General features: G+C 71.9%; 18 protein-coding genes. 2 read left to right on the top strand and 16 right to left on the bottom strand.

Annotated elements, in window-relative coordinates; translation table 11 throughout:
* Positions 1–255 precede the first annotated feature (255 nt).
* Entirely contained in the window at positions 256–1,068 is an 813-nt protein-coding gene (locus ACGFZW_RS01960) for a DsbA family protein (protein ID WP_393891017.1), read from the top strand.
* Positions 1,069–1,095: 27 nt separating this feature from the next.
* Here the strand turns inward: ACGFZW_RS01960 and sbnA are convergent, their stop codons facing one another.
* The 15 genes from sbnA to ACGFZW_RS01885 form a co-directional block, all read right to left on the bottom strand.
* Positions 1,096–2,067: a 2,3-diaminopropionate biosynthesis protein SbnA gene (gene sbnA / locus ACGFZW_RS01955; protein WP_393891016.1), complete on the bottom strand. Its 972-nt coding sequence runs from the start codon at positions 2,065–2,067 to the stop codon at positions 1,096–1,098.
* Between the two features lie 61 nt (positions 2,068–2,128).
* On the bottom strand, positions 2,129–3,151 hold the full coding sequence (sbnB, locus tag ACGFZW_RS01950) for a 2,3-diaminopropionate biosynthesis protein SbnB (RefSeq protein WP_393891015.1): 1,023 nt from the start codon (positions 3,149–3,151) through the stop codon (positions 2,129–2,131).
* Positions 3,148–4,884 (bottom strand): phytoene desaturase family protein, encoded by a 1,737-nt coding sequence (locus ACGFZW_RS01945; RefSeq protein ID WP_393891014.1) that lies wholly within the window; start codon positions 4,882–4,884, stop codon positions 3,148–3,150. Before ACGFZW_RS01945 ends, sbnB begins: the two co-directional genes overlap by 4 nt.
* The gene (locus tag ACGFZW_RS01940) at positions 4,881–5,615 is read right to left on the bottom strand and encodes a hypothetical protein (protein WP_393891013.1); all 735 of its coding nucleotides are present in this window, start codon (positions 5,613–5,615) and stop codon (positions 4,881–4,883) included. The genes ACGFZW_RS01945 and ACGFZW_RS01940 overlap by 4 nt, the downstream gene beginning before the upstream one ends.
* Complete coding sequence (locus ACGFZW_RS01935; protein ID WP_393891012.1) at positions 5,612–6,823, bottom strand: ABC transporter permease; 1,212 nt, start codon at positions 6,821–6,823, stop codon at positions 5,612–5,614. Before ACGFZW_RS01935 ends, ACGFZW_RS01940 begins: the two co-directional genes overlap by 4 nt.
* The gene (locus ACGFZW_RS01930; RefSeq protein WP_393891011.1) at positions 6,823–7,821 is read right to left on the bottom strand and encodes an ABC transporter ATP-binding protein; all 999 of its coding nucleotides are present in this window, start codon (positions 7,819–7,821) and stop codon (positions 6,823–6,825) included. Before ACGFZW_RS01930 ends, ACGFZW_RS01935 begins: the two co-directional genes overlap by 1 nt.
* Positions 7,821–10,268, bottom strand: coding sequence for a beta-ketoacyl synthase N-terminal-like domain-containing protein (locus ACGFZW_RS01925; protein WP_393891010.1), 2,448 nt, complete (start codon positions 10,266–10,268; stop codon positions 7,821–7,823). Before ACGFZW_RS01925 ends, ACGFZW_RS01930 begins: the two co-directional genes overlap by 1 nt.
* A gap of 1 nt (position 10,269) precedes the next feature.
* Positions 10,270–11,313 carry a hypothetical protein gene (locus tag ACGFZW_RS01920; RefSeq protein ID WP_393891009.1) on the bottom strand — a complete coding sequence of 348 codons (1,044 nt, stop codon included), beginning with the start codon at positions 11,311–11,313 and terminating at the stop codon, positions 10,270–10,272.
* Entirely contained in the window at positions 11,313–13,736 is a 2,424-nt protein-coding gene (locus tag ACGFZW_RS01915; protein WP_393891008.1) for a GNAT family N-acetyltransferase, read from the bottom strand. Before ACGFZW_RS01915 ends, ACGFZW_RS01920 begins: the two co-directional genes overlap by 1 nt.
* Entirely contained in the window at positions 13,723–14,283 is a 561-nt protein-coding gene (gene fabZ, locus ACGFZW_RS01910) for a 3-hydroxyacyl-ACP dehydratase FabZ (protein ID WP_393891007.1), read from the bottom strand. Before fabZ ends, ACGFZW_RS01915 begins: the two co-directional genes overlap by 14 nt.
* A complete protein-coding gene (locus ACGFZW_RS01905) occupies positions 14,280–14,597 on the bottom strand; it encodes a phosphopantetheine-binding protein (RefSeq protein ID WP_393891006.1) in 318 nt (105 codons plus the stop codon). Before ACGFZW_RS01905 ends, fabZ begins: the two co-directional genes overlap by 4 nt.
* A gap of 78 nt (positions 14,598–14,675) precedes the next feature.
* A complete protein-coding gene (locus ACGFZW_RS01900; RefSeq protein ID WP_393891005.1) occupies positions 14,676–15,431 on the bottom strand; it encodes a 3-oxoacyl-ACP reductase family protein in 756 nt (251 codons plus the stop codon).
* Positions 15,428–16,408, bottom strand: coding sequence for an ACP S-malonyltransferase (locus tag ACGFZW_RS01895; RefSeq protein WP_393891004.1), 981 nt, complete (start codon positions 16,406–16,408; stop codon positions 15,428–15,430). Before ACGFZW_RS01895 ends, ACGFZW_RS01900 begins: the two co-directional genes overlap by 4 nt.
* A 687-nt stretch (positions 16,409–17,095) precedes the next feature.
* Positions 17,096–19,261 carry an RNA polymerase recycling motor ATPase HelR gene (helR, locus tag ACGFZW_RS01890; RefSeq protein WP_393891003.1) on the bottom strand — a complete coding sequence of 722 codons (2,166 nt, stop codon included), beginning with the start codon at positions 19,259–19,261 and terminating at the stop codon, positions 17,096–17,098.
* A gap of 1 nt (position 19,262) precedes the next feature.
* Positions 19,263–19,406: a hypothetical protein gene (locus ACGFZW_RS01885; protein WP_393891002.1), complete on the bottom strand. Its 144-nt coding sequence runs from the start codon at positions 19,404–19,406 to the stop codon at positions 19,263–19,265.
* A 329-nt stretch (positions 19,407–19,735) separates the two neighbouring features.
* Here ACGFZW_RS01885 and ACGFZW_RS01880 point away from each other — a divergent pair, with 329 nt between their 5' ends.
* Entirely contained in the window at positions 19,736–21,169 is a 1,434-nt protein-coding gene (locus ACGFZW_RS01880) for an MFS transporter (protein WP_393891001.1), read from the top strand.
* Between the two features lie 242 nt (positions 21,170–21,411).
* Here the strand turns inward: ACGFZW_RS01880 and ACGFZW_RS01875 are convergent, their stop codons facing one another.
* A complete protein-coding gene (locus tag ACGFZW_RS01875) occupies positions 21,412–22,494 on the bottom strand; it encodes a tartrate dehydrogenase (RefSeq protein ID WP_393891000.1) in 1,083 nt (360 codons plus the stop codon).
* Positions 22,495–22,622: the final 128 nt, after the last annotated feature.

The raw sequence follows: 22,622 nt of genomic DNA, 5'->3' as shown, positions 1-22,622 counted from the left end.
GGTCGGACCCGTGCATTAGCGGAGTACTGGAGGAAGGCCATCCAGTGATGAAATGTGCCGTTGCATACTGATTTATCCAGTCTCCCGGAGCGGGGACACGAAGCGGCCGGAGGCTCGGCGGCGGAGGAGCCGGCGGATGACGGCGCCTGCTGAGTCGTGCATTGCGTTCCGCCGGCCCCGATTTAGCGTTCCGTTGATCCTCCTCCGGCACCCTGGCGCGGTTCCCCGTCATCGTCCAGGAAGAGCGCTGCCCGTATGAGCAACCAGAAGAAGCCCGTCGGCGCCGGTGTGCGGCGCCCCGCGAGCGCCACCCTCCGCGCGCAGACCCAGCGCGCCAAGGAGCGGCGGACGCGCCGGCGGCGCGCCACAGCGGTCGCCTGCTGCATCGTGCCGCTGGCCGGTATCGGCGTCCTGGGCAAACTGCTCGCCGACCGCTCGGCCGACGATCCCTCCGTCGCACGGGCCGCGAGCGGCCCGGTCAAGGTCCCCGCAGGCGCCGCGCCGAAGGACCCCACCACCATCAGCTACGGCTCGGCGCGTGCCAAGAACACCCTTGACGTGTACGAGGACCCGCGGTGCCCGATGTGCGGAATCCTCGAACGGTCGGTGGGCAAGGAGGTGCGGCGCCTCGCCGAGCAGGGCACCGTCAAGGTCAACTACCACTTCGCGGTGTTCATCGACCGGACGGCCGGTGGAAAGGGATCCCGCTTCGCCGTCAGCGCCCTCGGCGCCGCCGCCGACCAGGACCTGACGTGCTTTCAGCGATTGCACGAGGAGCTGTTCGCCCACCAGCCCGACGAGACGGACGACGGCTTCGGGAACGCCGGACATCTCCTGGACCTCGCCGCCCGGGTCCACGGACTGCGTTCCCCCTCCTTCGACGCGGCCGTCCGCGACCTCAGGTACCTGCCGTGGGCGGAATCGGTCGGGAAGCAATTCCAGCGTTCGGGGCCCGACGGCACACCGCAGATGGAACTCAACGGACAGCGACTCGACGTCTTCAACGACCGTGGTGAGCCCCTCACTCCGAACGAACTAACCCAGCTGGTGCGGGAGCGAGGGGCCTGACCGCCGCGCCCCGGGCCCGGCCGCCGGTCAGCCGGCGTCCGGGTCGGCGTCCGGCACGGACGCTCCGTAAGCGGCCCGGACCCAGTCGTCGCGGTACACCGTGTCGAGGTAACGCTCGCCCATATCAGGGGCGATGGCCACGGCCGTCGTGCCGGGCGAGGGCCGCGCGGCCAGCCACTCGGCGGCGCCCGCGGTCACCGTGCCCGAGGAGCCGCCGAGCAGAAAACCGCACCCCGCGAGCTGCCGGCACATCTGCACCGTCCGAGCCTCCGGTACGTGCACCACCTCGTCGACGATCGTCCGATCCAGCAGAGGTGGCCGTACTCCGGCTCCCAGACCGGGAATGCGGCGCGGCACGGGCGGTCGGCCGAACGACACCGAACCGACGCTGTCCACCGCGACGATCCGCACGCCGGGACGGTGCCGCCGGAACCAGCGGGCGCAGCCCATCAGGGTGCCCGTGGTGCCCGCGCCGACGAAGAGCACATCGAGACGAGGGAACTCCGCGGCCAGCGCCGGCGCCGTCGTCTCGTAATGCGCCCGCCAGTTCTGCCGGCTGGTGTACTGGTTGAGCCACACGAAGTCCGGGTGCGTGGCGAGCAGTTCGCGCAGCGCGCTCAATCGGGCACCGAGCAGGCTGCCGTCCCGGCCGGGCTCGTCCACGACGTGCACCGTCGCCCCGTACGCAGCCATCAGCTGCCGCGCGGTCCGGTTGCAGTTCCGGTCGGTGACACACACGAAGCGATATCCGCGGCTGGCCGCGATGACGGCGAGTGCGATGCCGAGGTTGCCCGACGAGGACTCCACCAGCACCGAGCCCGGACCGATCACGCCTTCCCGCTCCGCCGCCCGGACCATCGCCGTTGCCGCCTTCAGCTTCACCGAACCGGCGAAGTTGAAGCCCTCGCACTTCAGATGGAGGCCCAGTCCCAGCGGCCGTCGCAGATCGATGTAGAGGTGTTCCTCGTTGTAGTCCAGGGGGGTGGAGATGATCGGCACATTGGGCTCCGATGCGAGGTGGGGCAGGGGCGCGAGCGGCAGGCGGGCCGTGCCGCGTCGCTCAGGGCCCGTCGGGCAGGAAGTCTTCGACGACCGTGTCGTCGCCCGCGGCCCGGGCCCGGGCCAGCACATGGGCCGCCAGCGCGAGATCCAGGACGCCGAGCCCGAAGGGCGAGAACACCACCGGCCCGGCATCGCGCACCCGCAGCGTGCCGGTCAGCGCGTCGTGGAGCGTCCCGGCCACCAGATCGCTCGTACCGAACTGCTGGGCGGCCAGCTGGAGGGACGTGCCCTCGCGCAGCGCATGATCCAGATCGTCCACGACGTTCACGGCCCCGCGCAGCACCTCGGGAGCGAAATCGCGCAAGGAGAGGTGAAGCACCAGCGGGCCGTGCGCGAGGTCACGCGGATCCGTCAGATGCGGTTCCCCGGCGACGGTGGCCACCAGCACCAGGTCGCTCTCCCGCAGCACTCCGGCGGCGTCGGACGCGACCGTGGCCTCGCCCGTGGCTGGCACCGCCGCCAGCTCAGCCGTCAGGCCCGCGGCCCGCCCCGCCGAGGTGTCGTACACCCGCGTGGCGTCGAAGTCCCAACCGTCCGCCGTGAGATGCCGGATGACCTGCCGGGCGATCAGACCGGCGCCGATCACCCCGAGCCGCCGTGGCCGCGGCCGGTGGGCCGACAGCCGGCCGGCGGCGAGGACGGCCGACGCCGCGGTACGTGCCGCGCTGATGAGCGAGCCCTCCAGACAGGCCACCGGACGCCCGGTCGCCTGGTCGTTGAGGAGGATGACGGCGGAGGCGCGTGGCAGGCCGGCGGCAGGGTTGGCGGGCACGCTGGAGATCCACTTGATGCCGTCGACCCCGGCTCCACCGCCGAGGGACGCCGGGAGCGCGATGATGCGGGCGTCGGGGCGGTCCGTGAAGCGGAGGAACGCCGAAGGGGGGTTGACGGTGGAGCCCGCGCCGTGCAGGCGGTATGCCTCCTCGACGACCTGCGCGGTCTCCCGCTCCCGGCCCCGCAGAACCGAATCGACCTGCGCGGCGGTGACGACGCTGAAGCGGTGGGGGTGGCATGTGTTCATGGGGTTTCCTTCCGTTCCTCGATCGGCGGCCGACGGCCTGCTACGACGGTGCGGTTCCGGAGCGGGCGGCCGATGGGCGCGATGCCGGGCAGCGCGCGCCGGGCGGCGCCCCGTGACACCCGCAGCGCGTCCCAGCCGGGGCCGCGGGCCGGCAACAGGTCCGGGGACAGCAGCACTTCGCCCGCGTGGACCTCGGGGAGGAGGGCCCGCCGCAACAGATGGGAGGCGCACTGGATGCCGCTGATCGCGACGCCCGTGATGCCGCTGCCGTACCGCCCGCTCTGTCCGACGACGAACAGTCCCGGAACCGGCGTGCGGTGGTCCGGGCGTGCGCCCTGCTGCCCCCACCTGGCCAGGCCGTACGGGGTGCCGCCGGAGGAGCCGGTGAAGCGCTGGTGGGTCAGCGCGCCCGCGTATTCGGAGTGCACCAGATGCGCGCGGACCGGCCCCAGCGCCGACTCCGCCGCATCCAGCAGCAACTCCCGCATCCGGGCCTTCTCGGCTCGATACGCAGGATCCCGGCGGTAGTTGCCGCCTTCCCCGGGAGTGAACCCGGGCGCGCAGGGGGTCATGATCTGAAGGTTGTGGTAGCCGGGCGGACCGGTGTGCGGGGAGCCGGGGTCCTTGGCCGAGGCGGTGGAGACGAAGACGAAGGGAAGGCTGCGCGGGTGCCCCGACGACAGCTCCTCGTAGGCCGCGTCGATGTCCCAGCCGCGGTGCCACCACAGGTTCGCCGGCAAGGCGCGGGGGAAGGACGGCGCAAGCGCGGCGTAGAGGACCGCCACCGGGTGGCGCATGCGCGCCGTACGGGCTCGCCGCACGTACTGCGGGGGGAAGTGCTCGGGCCCTGTGAGGTCGAGCACCGTTCGCAGGTAGTCGGCGCCGGAGACCACCAGGGGAGCTTGGACGCGACTCCCGTCGACCAGCCGCACCCCGGCGGCCCGGCCGCCCTCCACGAGGATGCGTTCCACCCGGGTGCGGGTGCGCAGTTCGCCGCCCGCGGCCTCCAGCGCCTCGACGAGTGCGGCGGCCAACTGCTGCCCGCCGCCCTCCGGATAGCTCGCACCGCGCAGGTAGTGGTCGAGGACCGCGACATGCCCGGCGACATCCACACCGGACGGCGGAGCCCCGTAGTTGCCGGACTGTGCGGCGAGCGCCGTCCGGGCACGGAGGGACAGCGCGCAGTGCGCGAACAGCGCGGCGAGCGGCCGGCGGGCCCAGCGCAGCACTCGCGGCGGAGCGCCCGCCGGCGCCCCCTGTCCGCCTCCCGGCCCGGAAGGGGAGAGGAGCGAGGCACGCTGCACCGCGCCGAGCCGCGCACAAATGCCGGTGAAGGTGCGGATGCCGTCCGCGTCGCCGGGGAACGCCGCACACATCCGGTCGGTGTACGCCTGCCAGCCGGCCGGGACCGTGATCGTCGTGCCGGGGAAGGACAGCACGTCGAAGCCGTCGGGATCCAGCTCCCGGAGCCGCACCCGGCCCGCCAGCCCCAGCCCGTGCAGCACCGCGGGGAGGATGCCGCCGGGGCCGCAGTCCCCCAAATAGTGCACGCCGACGTCGAATTCGAAGGCACCACGGCGCCGGAAGACCTGACTGTTGCCGCCGGCGACATCGTGCTGTTCGAGCACGAGCACCCGCCGCCCCGAGGCGGCCAGGTACCCGGCGCACACCAGGCCACCGATGCCGCTGCCGACGATGATCGCGTCGTACGCCGCCTGCGGTGCGCCGCTCATGCCGACGCGTCCGTCCGTGCGGGCGCCGCGTAGCCGGGCGGGCCGCCCGAGGGGAAGGGCTGGGCCGCCACCGGAAGCGGGCGGCGCGCCGCGAGCGCGAGCTGGGTGCCGGAACGGGACAGCGGGACGCTGCAGATCCACCAGCCGGCCACGGTCTGCCGCCACCCCGGATGCCAGGACGGCAGCGGGGCCAGGCGCTCCGGTCGACGGCCGGCTCTCCCCTGCGCCTTCAGCAGGGCCTCTGCCTCCGCCCATTCACGTATCGACGCGGGCGTCCCGGCCGGGTGTCCCAGAAGGGCGCCGAGCCGGGACAGGGCGTGCCTGCGGGGCACCTCGTGCTGGACGTCGATGCCGACCCAGCCGCCCCTGGTGAGCGCCACGGCGCCCAGCGCGCCGGAGTGCGACACCGACGCGTACCAGCCCGCGGCAGGCCAGTGCCACCGGCCGTCGGGTGTACGGGCGGGGAAGTGCAGCGGCGGTGGGCAGCTCTCCCGGGCGTCCGCGGGGAGCGCGCCGCCCAGCGGCGCGGGAAGCAGCCGGCCGTGCCCCGCCGCTTCCGTTCCGCTGTCGCGCACCTGCTCCACGGCGCTGCGCAGCAGGCTCATTCCGTCCGGGCTGGTGTGCCGCCCGAGCGGATCCCTCGGCAACCCGTCCGTCCGGCTGAGCACGACATGGATCACCTGCCGCCCACCGGGCGCTGCGGTTTCCGCCGCCGCGGGTGCCCGGCTCACCGGAGGAACCTGAAGCGCGGCAGGGCCACGGCGAACAGCACGGCCGCGAGACCCACCAGCAGCCCCGACGTCAGCAGCACGGCGGGCAGATCGGCGCCCCGCACCAGCACATCCTGGAAGGCCTGCAGCGCGCGGCCTTGTGGTGTCCAGATGGTGATGTCCTGCATGAAGGACGGCATGAACACGGACGGCACCATGCAGCCGCCCAGGGCTGCCAGGACCAGCACGGCGATGGTCCCGATCGAATTGACCTGCGTCTCGGTGCGCGCGAAGGACGCCAGGAGCAGCCCCATCGCGACCGCGCAGCACGCGGTCGCGGCGGCGATGGGCAGCAGAGCCACCGGATGCTCGCCCAGGTCCATGCCGAACACCCAGTGACCGAAAGCGGTGAGGGTGGCGACCTGCACCAGCGCCACGAGGAAGTAGGGCGTGATCTTGCCGAGCAGCAGCCGCCATCGAGGCACCGGGGAGGACAACAGCCGGCGGAAGGTGCCCTCGCGCCGTTCCGTCATCAGCGATCCGGCCATGACGGTGACGATGAAGAACACGTACATCACCGTGTAGGCGGGCACGTTCTGCTGATACACCGTGGGATAGCGGGGCGGCGTCATGCCCTCGGGGTACGACACCTTCGCCTGCACTTCGGGCACCGTCAGCCGGGACAGCTGACTGCGTAGTTCGGCGCGCCGTGCCGGGTCGGTGCTCGTGCGTATCTCCCGGGAGAGGGCCGACGCCGCCCGTGTGTGCACCGCGACGCCGCGCACCGCGCCGTCCACGGCGGACTTGAGCGGGTCCACCGCCTGACGCGCGGCGCTCGGATCGACGATCAAGGAGACCTTCGGCGTGCCGCCATCGCCGACGTCGTCCCCGAACCCGGCCGGAATGACGACGGCGAGCGACTGGTCACCCTTGCGCACCTGCGCGGACGCCTGCGCTTGAGTGAGGGCACCGCCGCTTGCGTCGTCCGTCACCACTCGCAGGTCGTCACTGCCGCCCAGCGCCCGGGTCACCGCCCGGGCGGGGACGCTGCCGTCCTGGTCGACGACGGCTATCCGCAACTTCGGTGCGTCGGAGCCGAGTTCGCTGAACGAGCCGCCCAGGGCGAGGCTCATGACGGTGATGAACAGCACGGGGGACAGGAAGAGCGTGACGAGCGCTGCTTTGTCCCGCAGCAGAACCCGCAGTTCCTTGCGGATCATCGCGAACATCAGTGTTCCTCCCGTATGTCACGGCCGGTCAGGTCGAGGAAGAGGGACTCCAGCCCCGGCCGCTCCAGACGCACGCCGGCCAGGGAAAGCCCGTGCCGGGCGGCCGTACGGGACAGGTCCCGCAACAGCCGATCGGGGGCGGTGGCCTGGACCCGCAGGACCGGGGTCCCGCCTGGTCCGGTGGTGACCGAGACCTCGCCGGCCCCGCGCAGCGCGTCGGCCAGGGTGTCGATCCCGTCCGTCAGGGCGGCGAGTTCGGACCGCGACGGGCTCCAGTACAGGACACTCCCGCCCAGTGGCGCGACCAGTTCCTCCTGGCTTCCCTCGGCCAGTACGCGGCCCTGGTCGACGATGACGACGCGGTCGCACAACTCCTCGACCTCGGGCATGTAGTGGCTGGTGTAGACGACCGACATCCCGAGGTCGGCACGCAGGGCCCGCACCGTTTCGAAGATCTGGTTCCGGCTCTGCGCGTCCACCCCCACCGTCGGTTCGTCCAGGAACAGCAACCGCGGCCGGTGCAGCAGCGCCGCGGCGATGTTCACCCGGCGCTGCATGCCGCCGGAGAAGCCGGTGACCCGGTCGGCGGCGCGGTCGGCCAGCGCCACCACCTCCAGCGCCCAGGCGATCCGCGACGCCCGTTCCTGGCGCGGCACCCGGTACACCTCCGCGAAGAACTCCAGGTTCTGCCGGGCGCTCAGCGACGGGTACAGCGCGATCTCCTGCGGGACCACGCCGATGAGGGGCTTGGCGCGTGCCGGAGCCGCCCACAGGTCGTGCCCGCACACCGTGACGGTGCCGTGGTCCGGGGGCAGCGCGCCCGTCAGCATGGCGATGGCGGTGGACTTGCCCGCACCGTTCGGGCCGAGGAAGCCGACGATCTCCCCCTCCCGCACGGACAGGCACAGGGCCGCGACGGCCTGCCGGTCGCCGAATCGTTTACCGAGGCCCTCCGCTTGCAGGGCGTACGGCGTGGCCCGTGCGGGAGTGGTGGTCATCAAACCGCCTCCTTCGATACGACGAGCGAGAGATAGCTCCCGCCGTAGGCGAAGCCGGAGATCAGGGCGTGGCCCACGTCCGAGCGCAACCCGCCCTGCGGAACAAGACCCGGCAGCTTGACGGGTGCCGAATCGATGCCGCGCGTGCCGGGAATCCGGCCGTCGCCGAGTGCGGAGACCGCGGCCAGCAGGCCCAGTCCCGGAGCGGAGCCCGAGGTCTCGCCGAGCACCGCCTTGGGCGCGACGAGAGGGCGGGAGGCCAGGCCCGCCGCGCGCAGCGCGGTGGTCTCCGTGTCGTCCACGGCCGGCCGGCCCATGGCGGCGCACACCACCATGCCGACGTCGTCCGCCGAGATCCCCGCGCCGTCCACCGCTCCGCGCAGCGAGCGGGACCACGCCTCGCCGTCGGGCCGCAGCCCGGCGATTCCGCTGTCGTCCGAGGCGAGGCCGAAGGCGGCGACGGTGGCCAGGGGCGCGGCTCCCGCTTCCTGCGCCGAGGCGTAGGACTCCAGGGTGACCGCCACGGCCCCCGCACCGAGCACGGTGCCGTCACCACCGAAGGGCCGCACCTCCGTGTCGCTGAGGAAGCCGGGGATCTTGACATGACCGGCCAGGAGGGCCGCCGGGCACTCGTCGGCCACCACGACCACGACGCGGTCGGCCGCTCCGCGGGCGATCAGACGGGTGCCGTAGTGCAGGGCGGTGAGCGCGCTCGTGCCGCCGGTCGACACGGTGGCCGTAGGGCCGCGGAACCGGTGCAGAATCGCCAGATGCCCGGCCGCGGCATTCACCACCGTGTTGGGGAAGTACCGCGGATTGGCTCCGGCCGCCCCGTCGTTGAGCACCCCGCGGTGGAACTGCTCGACCGGAGTGATCGGCGCGAGGCCGGTGCCGAAGATGAGACCGGTGGTGTCCGCGCGGGCGCGGTCCGGGCGGCCGTGCCGCCGGTGCAGCTCCGCCACCGCGGCGGCCGCCAGCCGGCTGGTGGGGTCCATGCGACGCAGGACCGACGGGTTGATGCCCGCGGTGGCGGCCGTGAGGTCCACGACCCCGGCCGGGCGCGATCCGTAGCCGGGCACCTCGATCCGCTCCCCGTACACGGACACTCCGTCGTGCAGTGCCGCCAGCAGCGCGTCGTGGCCTGCGGCGGAGCCCGCCAGCCCCGCGATGCCGGTGATGCACACACGGCGGGGGGAGGCGGCGGCCACGGCGGCGGGCGGCGGCCCGCCACCACGATCCGGATCACGCAGCACCACCGCGGCGTTGTTGCCGCCGAACGCGAAGGAGTTCGACACCACCACACCGGTGGGACGCAGGGCGGCGATCTCCGGAATGATGTCCAGCCCGCTGGGGGAACGCGTCACGCCCGCCGTGTTGGCCGTCGGTGGCTGGACGCCCTCGCGGACGGCGAGCGCGCAGACCACGGCCTCGATCGCGCCGGCGGCGCCCAGGGTGTGGCCGAGCATCGACTTGGTGGAGCTCACCGGGGGCGGCGGATCGAACAGCAGCCGGATCGCCTTCGGTTCGACGCAGTCGTTGGTGGGGGTTCCGGTGCCGTGCCCGTTGATGTAATCGACATCGCCCAGCTCGTGGCCGGCCGAGGCGACCGCCGCGGCGATAGCCCGTGAGGCACCGTTGCCGCCGGGGTCGGGCGCGGTCTGATGGTGCGCGTCCGCCGACAGCCCGTACCCGGCGACCTCGCAGACCACCCGCGCCCCCCTGGCGAGAGCCGCGTCCTGCCGTTCGAGCACCAGGAAACCGGCACCCTCCCCCAGACTCAGACCGGCCGAGCGGGTGTACGGGGCGCAGGGCGCCGGATCCAGCGCCCCCAGACTGTTGAACCCGTGGAACGACAGGCCGGTCAGCGGATCGACACCGCCGACCAGCACCGCGTCGGCCTCGTCGCTCCACAGCAGTTCCAGGGCGTAGCCGATGGCCACGGCACCGGCAGCGCAGGCGTTGGACATCAGGGCACGGGGACCGGTGAAGCCGAGCCGCGCGGCCAGCAGGTCGGCGACGCTGTGCAGGCCGTACCCCTTCAACAGCCGTACGTCGGCGTGGCGGAGCCCCCGACTGCGCCACTGGGCGTGAAACCTCTCGATGCTGCGCGTGCTGCCGAGGCTGCTGCCGACGACCACACCGACGCGCTCCGGGGCGTACTCGGAGCAGGGCAGACCGCTGTGCTCGGCCGCTTCGAGCGCGGCCGCCCGCGCCAGGGTGAAACACCGGTCCGTGCCCGGCTCGTCCGCCAGCGGTGCCTGTCCGCCGAGACGGGTGACGAGCCCGTCGGTGTCGACCACATCGACCGGTTTGATGCCGGCCGCGCCGCGTCGCACCGCGCGCCAGCACTCGTCGGTGTCGCGGCCCAGGGCCGAGACCATGCCGAGCCCCGTCACGACGACCGGCTGCGGCTCTCTTCCTGGGTGCTCCTGCTGTCCGTCTGCCATGTCAGATTCCGATCCGTTCCGACCAACTGCGGGGGAGGACGGCGGGCGAGGAGACCGTGAGGAGGTCCACCGTCCGGCCGTCGGCGGTGGTGCCCTCCAACGGCACGCCGGGCACGTCGAAGGGCTTGTCGAGCAGCCCGTATGCCAGCTCCGTGGCGGAGCCGGGTGACGGCGCCACCCGGTGCACCGTCCCGACCCGTTCACCCGCAGCCAGCAGCGCGGAGCCCGTGGCGGGCCGGTCCCCGGCGGGGGCGGTGAGCAGCACCAGTCCGCGTCGTGGCGCACCGGCCGAGCGGAGGGCGGCCGCACCGCAGAAGTCGTCCTCGCGCTCCCAGTCGACCAGCCATTCGAAGCCGGCCTCCCGCACCGACAGGCCCTCGGCGCAGCTGAGTTGCGGATGGCGCACCTCGGCACGGGCCCGGTCGAGCCCTTCGGGGCCCACACTTCCGCCGCCGAGCGCCCGGGCCCGTTCGGCGACCCAGACCGCCGAACCGGCCTCCTGGGGGAAGACCAGCAGGTAGCCGTACTCGCCGGTGCTGCCGATGCGGGCAAGTACGCCGTCCGCCCCACCCGCATCGGGCAGCTCCACGGTGACCGCGCCGTGCAGCACGAGGCTGGAGATCTCGTACGGCACGAGCTCCTGCGCGATGCGCCAGGACCGTGGACCTTCGAAGGCGATCGCGGAGTGCGTGCGGGAGAGGTCCGTGATCTCCACATCGGTGATACCGGCCCCCGCGGCGACGGTTTCCAGCAGCCGCGCGAGTCCGGCCCGGGCAGGGGACAGCAGCAGACAACGGTCGGCGAGTTCGATGTGGGTGACGACGTCCCAGATGCTGCCGTCCTCGTTGAGCAGCAGGCTGTCCCGGGCGGTGTCCGGCTCCACGAAGCTGCTGTCGCGGGCCAGCGCCTGCTGCAGGAGGGTGGACCGCTCCAGCCCGCCGATTTCGACGAGTGCGCCGGATGTGGACGGGCCCGGGGAGTAGTGGCCCACGCTCTCGCGGAGCCGGAGGTGATCGGTGTGAGTGTCGTGGGAGAAAGAGTTCATCACTGTGGCTTCCTCATCGGGGGGATTTCACCGGCCGCGTTCGGGCCGGTCGGAGGACAGGAAAGGGAGGCCGGAGCGGAGCTGCCGGAGTGCCGGCGCAGGTGGCGGACGGCCGATTCCTCGTCGTCGGCAAGCAGCAGCGGCATCCGCGCGCTGAACGGCAGATGTGCCGGGCGGCGGGCGAACAGTGCCAGCAGGGGGCCTTGCGGTGCCCGCCGGACCAGCAACTCGTCCTCCGCGCGCAGCGCTGCGGTCACCAGCCAGCGCCCGTCGGCCAGTTGGAGCGCGGCCTCGCGGCACCACTGCTGCCATGACGCGGTGCGCTCCAGGCGCCACAGGTCACCGGGACCGCCGGACGTCAGTGCCCGCGCCTTCCGGCCGGACGCCGGGGTCAGCCACACCACCACGTCCTCGGCCCTGCCGCCCGGTTCCGCTGCCGCCGTCACCACCGCCGACCACGGCCCCTCCGCGCACTGGGCGAAGGACCAGGCCAGGGCCCCCGGGGCGGCTACACCGCCGTCCGTGGGCGCTTCGCCGGTCTCCGAGAGCACGCCCTCCGACGCGTCGAACGACCAGGCCGTACCGGGAGGGGACACACCCCAGCCGGCGCCGTGCCGCAGGTCCTCCCTGACGGGCTGCCGGGTCACCCAAAGGCCCAACCGCCAAGTCGCGTTGCTGCCGAAGGAGCGGAAGCGGGGGAACGGTGCGGCCAGTACGCGCACCCCGGACCTCCGCCAGGACACGATGCCGCCGCTGTCCTCACTCAGCAGCACCTCGTCGTCGCCGGCCGCCATGCGGTGCACCGGTCTGCGGGCCGCGGTCGCCGGAACCCAGCGTCCGGCCCGTCGCGCCTGTGCCGCCGACTCCCGGCGCGGCAGCGGGCGTTGCGGCACCGGCGACGCACCGCCCACTGGTTCGACACCCGGGACAGCCACCGGGATACGGCCTTCGGCTTGAGCGCCGCCGCGCGACACATCGACGCGGTAGGCACAGCCCGGCGCGGCGTCCAGCAGCAGAAGGAGGGATGAGAGCAGCCGGGCACGGGTACCGCCGTCCCACTCGATCGTCATCGACAGACCGGAGTACGGCGCCCACCAGGACAACCGCCGGTCAGACGTCACCTCGTGCCCCGCGGCCGCGAAGTCGGTGGCGTCCGCGGGCCACAGATTGCGGCCCGCTGGTGCACGCACCGCCTTGGGCGACTGCCCCGTCACGAGAACGGAGGAGCGCAGGCCCACGGTCAGGGCGGTTCGCAACGATGGCGCGCTCACCGGCGCCGGGTCCCGTACGGAGCGGGAATCGGCGGACGCCGGTGCGTCGGGCGTCCAGTACAGCGCCTGGACGAGGCTGCCGCCCCACAGCCGGGTATCGCGGGTCAGGACACCCCCGGGACGCCGCTCGGCCACCGTCCAACCGTCGTCCCACGACGTCACCTCCAACCGCCGCCCCGCGGCCGGCCTGCGCCATCCCGTCGCATACGGCGGGCCGTTCACCGGCCAGGGATCGGACAGCAACGGGCCGAGGTGCCCGTCGTGATGCAGCGTCACGTTGCCGTCGGCCGGATCGAGGGAAAGGCACAACCGGCCGCTCCACACCGTGGTCGGCCCGCTGTAGGCCACTCCGCCGCCGGGCACTGCCGGAGCGGGGCACGTCGACGGGCCCGGCGGCACCGCCCGGTCCTGCGCGCACGGTGCCTCGTGGACCGCGCCGTCCCCCACGGCCGTCGCGAACACCTCGCCCGTCCAGGGGTCCGCGTGCACCGCGACATGCGCCGCCCCGCACGACACCGCGCTGCGCACCGAGGGCCGGCCGAGCGCCCGCGCCGACCCGACGACGAGCCCCGGGCCGTCGACGCCGGTGATGACCCGCCGCCACAGTTCGGCGTGTGGCAGATCCGGGGGCAGCACTTCGGGGAAGTGCCTGCGGAGCAAGGACACCAGCAGCGGCACCTGGTTCACCAGCTCCACCGAACCGTCCTCGTCGGGCATCCCGGCCCCCACCACGGAGCAACCGGCCTGCAGATAGGCGGAGTACGCCGCGCGGTTGGCGGGGTCGGTGGTGAGGCGGATGGTGCGGATGCCGCGCTCGGCAAGCGGAGCGACGGCCTCGACGAACAGATGCGCCGCCGCGCTGCCGCCCCGGAGCTCGGGGATGAGGAAGAACATGTCCCCGAAGACCTCACCGGGGCCCGCGGCGCGCTTGCCGCAGCTGTGGAACATCCCGAGTGTGCCCCGCACCCGACCCTTCTGTTCGGCGACGAGGAAGAGAGCGGTGCCCCGGTCGGCCAGCTCCGTCCGCACCATCGTGGCGTCGAGCTTCCGGTCGACCCGGTTCGGCCCGTCCGGGTAGCGGTTGTAGAGGTGCGCGATACCGGGGGCGTCGGCCGCGCGGTACGGGCGCACCAGGAACTCACCGGATGCCATGGGACCCCCGTCCATCCAGAGGCGGGCGGGCGGCCTCGTCCGGCTCGGTCGCGGGCACCGCACCGGACGGGCCCCGCTGGGTGACGGTCAACGAGCCCTCGGCGACCGTCACGCCGTCGCAGCGGGCATCGACCGTGACCGCGGTGAGCCCCTGGAACTCCTGGCCCAGCCGCGTCGACAGCACGAGCTGGTCGCCCGGCACGACGAGCCTGCTGAACTTCATCCGGCGGATGGCGCCCAGATATCCCACCCGCCCGGCGGTGCCGGGGTCCGCCGCCGGATCAGCCCCGGTGCTCCAGGCAGAGGCGTACACCACGGCCACCAGCTGGGCCATCGCCTCGACGATGAGGACGCCCGGCAGGATCGCCTGGTCGGGGTAGTGCCCGGCGAAGCAGGCTTCGGCGACGGTCACGTTCTTGATGCCCGACCCCGAGACGCCGGGATGTACGTCGTAGGCCCGGTCCAGCAACAGCATCGGTGCCCGGTGCGGAAGCAGGGCCCGTATCCCGTCCGCGGAGAACGCGAGGGCGGTGCGGTCCGTGCTCATGCGGCTGCCCCGGCCATGGGGATGCCGCCGCGGCGTGCGATCACACAGTCGGCCAGTTTGTTGATCGAGCCGAAGACCTCGCGTTCGTCGTCCGTGATGCCGACGCCCAGGTCCTCCTCGATGATCACGACGATCTCCAGGGTGTCCAGCGAATCGAGTCCGAGGCCACGGCCGAACAGCGGTTGGTCGTCGCCGATCAGATCCGGCCGGATGGTGAGCCCGAGGCCCTCCGCCAACAGGACTTTCAGCCGGTGGTTGAGCGCCGCGCGTGCCGTGGCGCGGGCCAGCAGATCGTCGAACGTCATGCGGGTCATGCGAACTCCTTGAATGCAAGGGCCTGTTGGGGCCACTGGGCGGGTGACCGTCACGTGAGGAGGTGTTGTCACGTGTGGTCAGGGGAGGAGGCCGCCGTCCACCACCAGCACCTGACCGGTGATGTACGCGGCGGAAGGAGAGGCGAGGAAGACGACGGCGGCCGCGGTCTCCTCGGGGTGCCCGGCGCGGCCGAGCGGGACGGCGGACACCAGACGTTCCCGTGCTGCCGGGTCCATTCCGCGGAGCATGTCGGTCTCGGTGAACCCGGGAGCGACGACGTTGACGCGGATCCCGCGGCCTGCCACTTCGCGCGCGAGTCCCCGGCCCAGCGCCGCGACACCGGCTTTGCTCGCGCTGTAGTTCAACTGACCGGGAGCTCCCGACACACCGCTCGTCGAGCCGATCAGGACGACGGTCCCGCCCTCGCGGTACATGCACTTCACGGCCTCCCGGCAGGTCAGAAAGGCCCCTGTCAGGTTCGTCCGCACGACGTGCTCCCACTTCTGCACGCTCATGGTGGCGAGGTAACCGTCGTCCGTGATGCCGCTGTTGGCCACCGCGACGTCGACCTTCCCCCACCGGGAACGCACCGTGTGGAACATCGCCCGCACATCCGCTTCCTCGGCAACATCGCCGCGTACGACGATGGCCCGCCGGCCCATCGAGGAGATCTCCGCCGCGACCGCCTCGGCCGCGTCCGTGCGGGTGTGGTGGTGGACCGCGACGTCATGACCGGCTCGCGCCAGGGCGAGCGCGCACGCACGGCCTATACCGCGGGACGCACCGGTGACCAGGGCCACAGGAGCGTCGGAGGAGTGGGATCGTGCCGTCATGATTCCACCGCCCGAGCGCCCCGCGAGGGCGCGGGCCGGTTGCCGGGCGAACCGGCCAGCCGGCGGGTCAGTGCGGCCAGGGACGCGGGGGAGTCCACCACCGGCACCTGCGGCGTCCCCGGCATCTGACGGGCCAGTCCCACGAGGACCCGCCCGGGGCCGATGGCCACCACCGGCTCCGGCCTGTCCAGAAGGGCGCCGGTCACCTCCCGCCAGCGCACCGGTTCGCACAGGCCCCGCACCAGGTCGGCACGGATCTCGGAGACCTCGCAGGACGGGCGCCCCCGGGAAGGCAGCCCCACCGGAACCCGCGGGTCGTGGACGGTGACCGCTGCGACGGCTTCGCTCCACCGCTCCCGCACCGGCTCCATCAGCCTGCTGTGAAAGGCGTGCGAGACGTCCAATGCCTTGGCGCGACGGCCGACCAGGTCGGTGAACTCCTCCACGCGGCGCCGGTCACCGGACACGACGAACTGCCGGGGAGAGTTGTCCGCGGCCACATTGAGCCCCATCCGGACGGACCGGGCCATGAGGGCCACCCGTTCCCCGCCGCCCGCTGTGACGGCGCACATCGCTCCGTCCCCGGGAGCCGAAGCCATCAGCAGCCCGCGCTGCCGGGCCAGTGCCACGGCGCAGGCGAAGGTGAGGCTGCCGGCGGCGACGCAGGCACTGAGGGTGCCCACGCTGTGCCCGGCCACGGCGGACGGCGCCAGGCCCTCGGCCTCCAGCCCCCTCCAGATGGCCACCGATGCGGTCACCAGTGCCGGTTGCGCGTTCTCGGTGGCCCGCAGTTCCTCCGGGCTGCTGTTCCAGCACAGCCGACGCATGGGTATACCGAGTACGTCACTCGCCTCGTCGAAACAAGCGGCGGATTCGGGGTACGCGGCGGCCATCCCTCTGCCCATCCGGACGGCTTGGCTGCCCTGCCCGGGAAACAACGGGGATACCGCGAAGTCCGGTTCTCGTTCCTGGTTCATGGCGCATCGCGCCCTTCCCGCGCCTGCCGACACAGTCGCCTCGTCGCTCGGCCGAAGAATTACCTGCGCCGACTCCGTTGGTGGAGCCGGCGGCCTGTTCGGCCACGCTAGGAAGGCAAATGCCAAACGCGGGATAGAAGGGTATTAACGCTCGCCAATCACGGAATTGATCTTGCGCCGGGTCCTCGTACGGCGGGTTCGCAGCCCTTTGGATCAACACTTTCGGCAGGTCGGTGCGGCCCGGGAAAGAAGAGGCGCGAAGGAATGCTTACCCGGCTGCACGAAGAAGGGGGAGGGCCGCGGCGGCCGAAGGGGCTCCCTCGCCGGAGGCGGGAGCCTGCATGACCCAGAACCGCTGCAAGGGCTCGCCGCCCCTCTTCCCGAACCGGATGGAGGAGGGGCGGTGGGCACCTCGCGGAATGCGAGCACGGCCGTGATCAAGCGGCCCCCGGCTGCCGGCACGTCGATGACAGCGGCTTCATTCACCAGCTGTGGGGAATGTGGCCCGGGCATCGGGGTGTGCCTGTCATTCAGCAGGCGAAAATTTCTCAAACCGAAGGTGATATTGCGTGGCTCGTCCCCCGGATCAGAAGATCGCCGACGTCCTTGCGGCAATCCCCGGGAGTCCTTCGGCGTGCCACCGAATACGCTCGCGGGCAAGGTATCCCGTTAACTCACGGCGGGAGCTCAGGAGCTGGTGAGGATGACGAGTTGCCGGGTCGCCCGGGTCATCGCGACATAGCGGTCCACCGCGCCTTCGGTGCCCTCGCCGAGCGACTCGGGGTCGACGAGGACGACCAGGTCGAATTCCAGCCCCTTCGACAACTCCGGGGTCAACGACCGGACGCGGGACGTCGCACGGAGCGCTCCGGCCTGCATGTCACCGTTTCCGATGACGCAGGCGGTCCCGTCGGCATGCGCGGCGAGCCAGTCGTCGAGGATCGAGTCCAGATCCGAGAGGGATCCATGGATGACGGGGGAGTCGCTGCTGCGAACGGAGGTCGGCACATTGGCGTCCGGGAGCACCGCCCGGATGACCGGCTCGGCCTCCGTCATGATCTCTTCCGGCGTCCGGTAATTGATGCTCAGCGAGGCCACGTTGATCCGGTCGAGCCCGACCCGCTCCAGCCGTTCCTCCCACGACTCGGTGAACCCGTGCCTGGCCTGGGCGCGGTCCCCGACGATGGTGAAGCTCCGGGAGGGGCAGCGGAGCAGCAGCATCTGCCACTCCGCGTCGGTCAGTTCCTGCGCCTCGTCCACGACGACGTGCGCGAACGGGCCCGCGAGCAGGTCCGGTTCGGCAGCGGGCAGTGCGCTCTCGTCGATGAGGCTGTCCTGCAGGTCCCGTCCGCGCAGCATCGTCACCGCGCCTTCGCCGTCGGCGTCGGCTGCGACCACGTCGTCGATGACGCGGGCCATGCGCTCGCGTTCCGCGGCGACCGAGGCCTCGTGCCGGCGCTTGCGCCGGGACGTCTCCGGGTCACCGAGCCGCTGGCGTGCCGCGTCCAGGAGCGGCAGGTCGGACACCGTCCAGGCCTGGGCGTCCGCGCGCTGCAGCTTCCGGACGTCCTCGCGGCTGAGCCAGGGAGCACACAGTCGCAGGTAGGCGGGTACCGTCCACAGGTCTCCGACGAGGTCGGCCGCTTCGAGCATCGGCCACGCGCGGTTGAGGGTCGTGACCAGCTCTTCGTCGTGCAGGAGCGACCGCCGGAACAGATCGGGCGACACGTCGTCACCGTCGTGCTTGTCCAGCAGTATCGTGACCAGCTCCGCCCAGATCTGCTCGCGCGCTTCGTTGTGCGGAGTGCCTGGTTCCGCTGCTTTGAACGCCTCGACCCAGTCGTCGGCGCTGAGCCAGATGTCGGACCAGGAGGTCGTGACCGTCATCCCCTGGGTGGGCGGCTCCTCGTAGATGCTGACTGCCTTCTCGATCGCCTTCACCATGTTCGCGGACGACTTCAGGAGTGCGACGTCCGGGTCCGGCTCGATTCCCGCTCCGGCTCCCTCGGCGACGAGGTCCCGCACCGTGCAGGTCTGCACCCCCTCCTCTCCGAGGCTGGGGAGGACGTCGGCGACGTAGGCCAGGTAGGGCTGGTGCGGACCGACGAACAGCACCCCGCCCCGCCGGTGGCCCAGGCGAGGGTCGGAGTAGAGCAGGTAGGCGGAGCGGTGCAGGGCGACCACGGTCTTTCCCGTACCGGGACCGCCGTCGACGACGAGAGCACCGCGGGAGCCCGCCCGCACGATGGCGTCTTGATCGGCCTGGATGGTGGCGAGCACGTCTCGCATCCGGTCCGACCGGTTGCCGCCGAGACCGGCGATGAAGGCGGACTGGTCGTCGAGCGCGGCGTGCCCTTCGAGCCCGTCGGCGGTGAACACCTCGTCCCAGTAGTCGCTGATCCGGCCGCGAGTCCAGCGATACCTGCGGCGGCTTGCCAGACCCATCGGGTTGGCGTGGGTCGCCGCGAAGAACGGCTCGGCCGCGGGCGAGCGCCAGTCGACCAGCAGCCGACGGCCCGCGCTGTCGGTGAGGCCAAGTCGTCCGATGTACATGAGTTCGGAGCCGTCCGCGCTGACGATGTGTCCGAGGCACAGGTCCAAACCGAAGCGACGCAGGGCGCGCAGACGACCGGTCAGCCGATGGATCTCCAGGTCCCGCTCCATGGCCTCCCGGCCGATGCCGCCCGGCGCCCTGCGCTCGGCGTCGAGGCGGTCGGACAGCTCGGCGATCGTCTGGTCGAGGCTCTCCGCGATGGCTGCGAAGTGCCGTTCGTCGTCTGCGATCAGGATCGGGTCGGCCTTGGGGGAGAGGCGGTCGGGAAGGTCGAACGCGCTGGTGATCACGGGGTTCATGTCAGCGGCTCCGATCTGACGTGACGCCTGCGAAGTCCGTCGCGCGGCCCGGCACCTCGGCGGCGAGTGCCTGCGGCCCCAGCGCCGCCGCCACCAGCGGTTCGACGCCACCGCACAACTCAAAAATCGACAACAGCACACGCACTTCGTGAATCTCCGATTTCCGCAGGTTCTGGCTTTGGCCAGCGATTCTGCAGCACGACCAGGGCCTTGCCACAAGCCCCCCTGTGCGCTATACGTTGAGAGTGGAAAGGAGTGGGTACTCCTCTTTCCCTCACCGTCCGGTCCGGACGGACACCCTCCTCAATCTCCTGCTCACGAAGCGGCAGCGCGTGCCATGTACGGCGAACCCACCGCGCACGCGTACGGGGGAAACGCCCCCGAGCCGCGGCTGCCTGCCCGTTCCGGCAGCACCGCCCCGCCAACCGGCCCACACGGCTCGCAGCCCGGCCGCATCGGGGATGTGCTGGGTGGATGGGAGCGAAGACCGCCGATGCGCCACCGGGGGCCGCCGAACGGGCCGGGGTCTTTATCGCGGCCTCCATCGCGCTGTTCTGCATTCAGCTCGACTTCTTCGCGCTGAACCTGGCGATCCCCGGTATCGCCGCCGAACTGCGGGTGACCGTCTCCGCCGCCCAGTGGGCACTGTCCGCCTACATGCTCGCCATCGGCTGCCTGTTCATCGTCGGAGGGCGTCTGGGTGACCTCCTCGGCCGCCGCCCGGTCCTGCTCACCGGTACCGCGCTGTTCGCGGCGGCCTCCGTGGGCTGCGCCCTCGCCGGCACCCTCGGCGTGCTCGTGGTGGCCCGCGTCGTCCAGGGCATCGGTGCGGCGCTGATCTTCCCGGGCTCCGTCTCCGTGATCACCAACGCCTTTCCCGACGCCACCAGGGCCCGCGCGCTCGGAGCCATGTTCGCCATCGCCAACGTGGGTACCGCGCTCGGGCCGTTCGTCGGCGGAGGCTTCACCGACGGCCCCGGCTGGCGGTGGATCTTCTGGCTGCTGGCGCCCCTGAGCGCCCTCGCGCTGCTGCTCGCCCTGCTGTACGTGCCCGACTCCCGCGACGACACCGCTTCCCGCCAGGTCGATCTGCCCGGCTGCCTGGCCGTCGTGACCGGCCTCGCCGCCCTGACGCTCGCCGTCGAACGCGGCAGCGCCTGGGGCTGGGACCACGCCCGCACCCTCACTCTGCTCGCCGTCGCGGTCGTCAGCGGCGCCCTCTTCGTGCTGCGCGAGCGCACCTGCCGCCACCCGCTGGTCGACTTCCGGCTCTTGCGCAACATCCCCTTCGACCTGATCACGCTCATGGGATCGGTCGCCAACATGGGGTACGCCGTCACCGTCTTCCTCGCCACCCTGCAACTCCAGCAGGAGCGCGGTCTGTCCGCCCTGCTCGCCGGGACCGTCTTCCTCGCCCCGGCGCTCATGGTGGCCTGCTCAGGCCCCCTGGGGCCCTGGCTCGCGACCCGGTTGCGCCCCACCACCGTCATGGTCCTCGCCGGGGCCGTCGCAGGCTCCGGCATGATCGGCATGAGCCTGGTGTGGGCCTGGTGGCTCTATATTCCGGTCTTCACCTGGTGCGCCCTCGGCCTCGGCCTCGGCTGGACCTTCGCCAGCGTCGCCACCCAGCAGGTCATCGCGCCCGCCCGCGCCGGGGAAGCCTCCGGTGTCGTGCTCACCGCCCTCGTCGTCCTCGGGGCGATCGCGCTGGCCGCGACCGCGGCCGCGATCACCGCGCTCACCCCGGAAACCGGACCGGAGGAGGCCTACGACGCCATCCTGCGCACCGGCGGGGTGCTCAGCCTCGCGGCCGCAGCCGCAGTGCTGCTGCTCAGCCGCCGCTTCGGCACCCGAGGCGCACACCAGGACGAACCCGTTGCCGGCCGCCCTGGGGAAGGTCCTCCGTGAGGGGGGCGCGTTCCGAAGGGCAGCAGGAAATCGCCGTGGCCCTCTTCAGCCGGTGCCGCTCGTCCGTCGCCGAACGCGGCATGCCCGGTCGTTGCCCGGGCTCGAAGCGCACCTCGCGCGGAACGAGAGGTCGGGCCCTGCATCCGGCAGGACCCGACCTCTCGTTGTCGTACGCATCGATCCGTACGACGGTCCCGAGCCGCTGGCGCGAACAGGAAACGGCTCAGGAGGCTCGGCGGACGTCAGCTGTGCAGCGCGTCGACGAGTGCCTTGGTCACGTCCTCGGTGGACGCGGTTCCGCCCACGTCGCGGGTCAGTACGCCGGCAGCGGTCGTGGCTTCGATGGCCTTGTGCAGCCGGGCGGCCTGCTCGGCAAGCCCGAAGTGCTCAAGCATCAGGGCCGCGCTGCCCACAGCTCCGATCGGGTTGGCCAGGCCCTGACCGGCGATGTCGGGTGCGGAGCCGTGCACGGGTTCGAACATGCTGGGGAAGCGGCGCTCGGGGTTGAGGTTGGCGCTCGCGGCGAGGCCGAGACTGCCGGCCAGGGCACTGCCGAGGTCGGAGAGGATGTCGGCGTTGAGGTTGGAGGCGACGACGACGGAGAGGTCCTCGGGGCGGAGGACGAACTTCGCCGACATGGCATCGACGAGGACGCTCTCGGTCTCCACGTCGGGATAGTCCGCGGCGACGCGCTTGAAGACGTCGTCCCACAGGACCATGCCGTACTGCTGCGCGTTGCTCTTGGTGACACTGGAGACCTTGCGCCGGTCGCGGGTCCGGGCGAGTTCGAAGGCGAAGCGCATGATGCGCTCGCAGCCGACTTCGGTGAACAGGGCCGACTGGACGGCGACTTCGCCGCCGGGGCCGCGGCCGGAGAGGTTGCGTCCGCCCAGGCCGGCGTATTCGCCCTCGCTGTTCTCGCGCACCACGACCCAGTCGAGGTGGGTGTCGTCGGCCTTGCGCAGGGGGCTCCGGACCCCGGGTAGGAAGTTGACGGGGCGGACGTTGGCCCACTGGTCGAAGCTCTGGCAGATCTTCAGCCGCAGCCCCCACAGGCTGATGTGGTCGGGAACGGTGGGCCAGCCGACGGCGCCGAAGTAGATGGCGTCGAAGTCCTTGAGGCGCTCCAGACCGTCGTCGTCGATCATCTTGCCGGTCCTGGTGTAGTACTCGCAGCCCCAGGGGAACTCTTCCCAGTCGAAGGAGAAGGCGCCGCCGGAGTCCTGGGCAAGCGCGTCCAGAACAGTGCGTCCTGCGGTGACGACTTCGGCGCCGACGCCGTCCGCGGGGACGGCGGCGATCCTGAAGGTCTGGGGTGCGGTCACAAGGGGCCTCCGGAAATGAGCGGGTGCGGCGGGTACTTCGTTCGACACACACGAGTCAACACGGGGGTCCTGCGAGGCGTCCAAGACCTGCTTCCGATACGACCCATAGGCGGTGTCGATCGGTATGG

Source organism: Streptomyces sp. NPDC048248 (assembly GCF_043201875.1).
In the GTDB taxonomy this organism is placed as follows: Bacteria; Actinomycetota; Actinomycetes; order Streptomycetales; family Streptomycetaceae; genus Streptomyces.
Note: the sequence above shows the minus strand (reverse complement) of the source record. Positions and strands in the feature narration are given on the sequence as shown.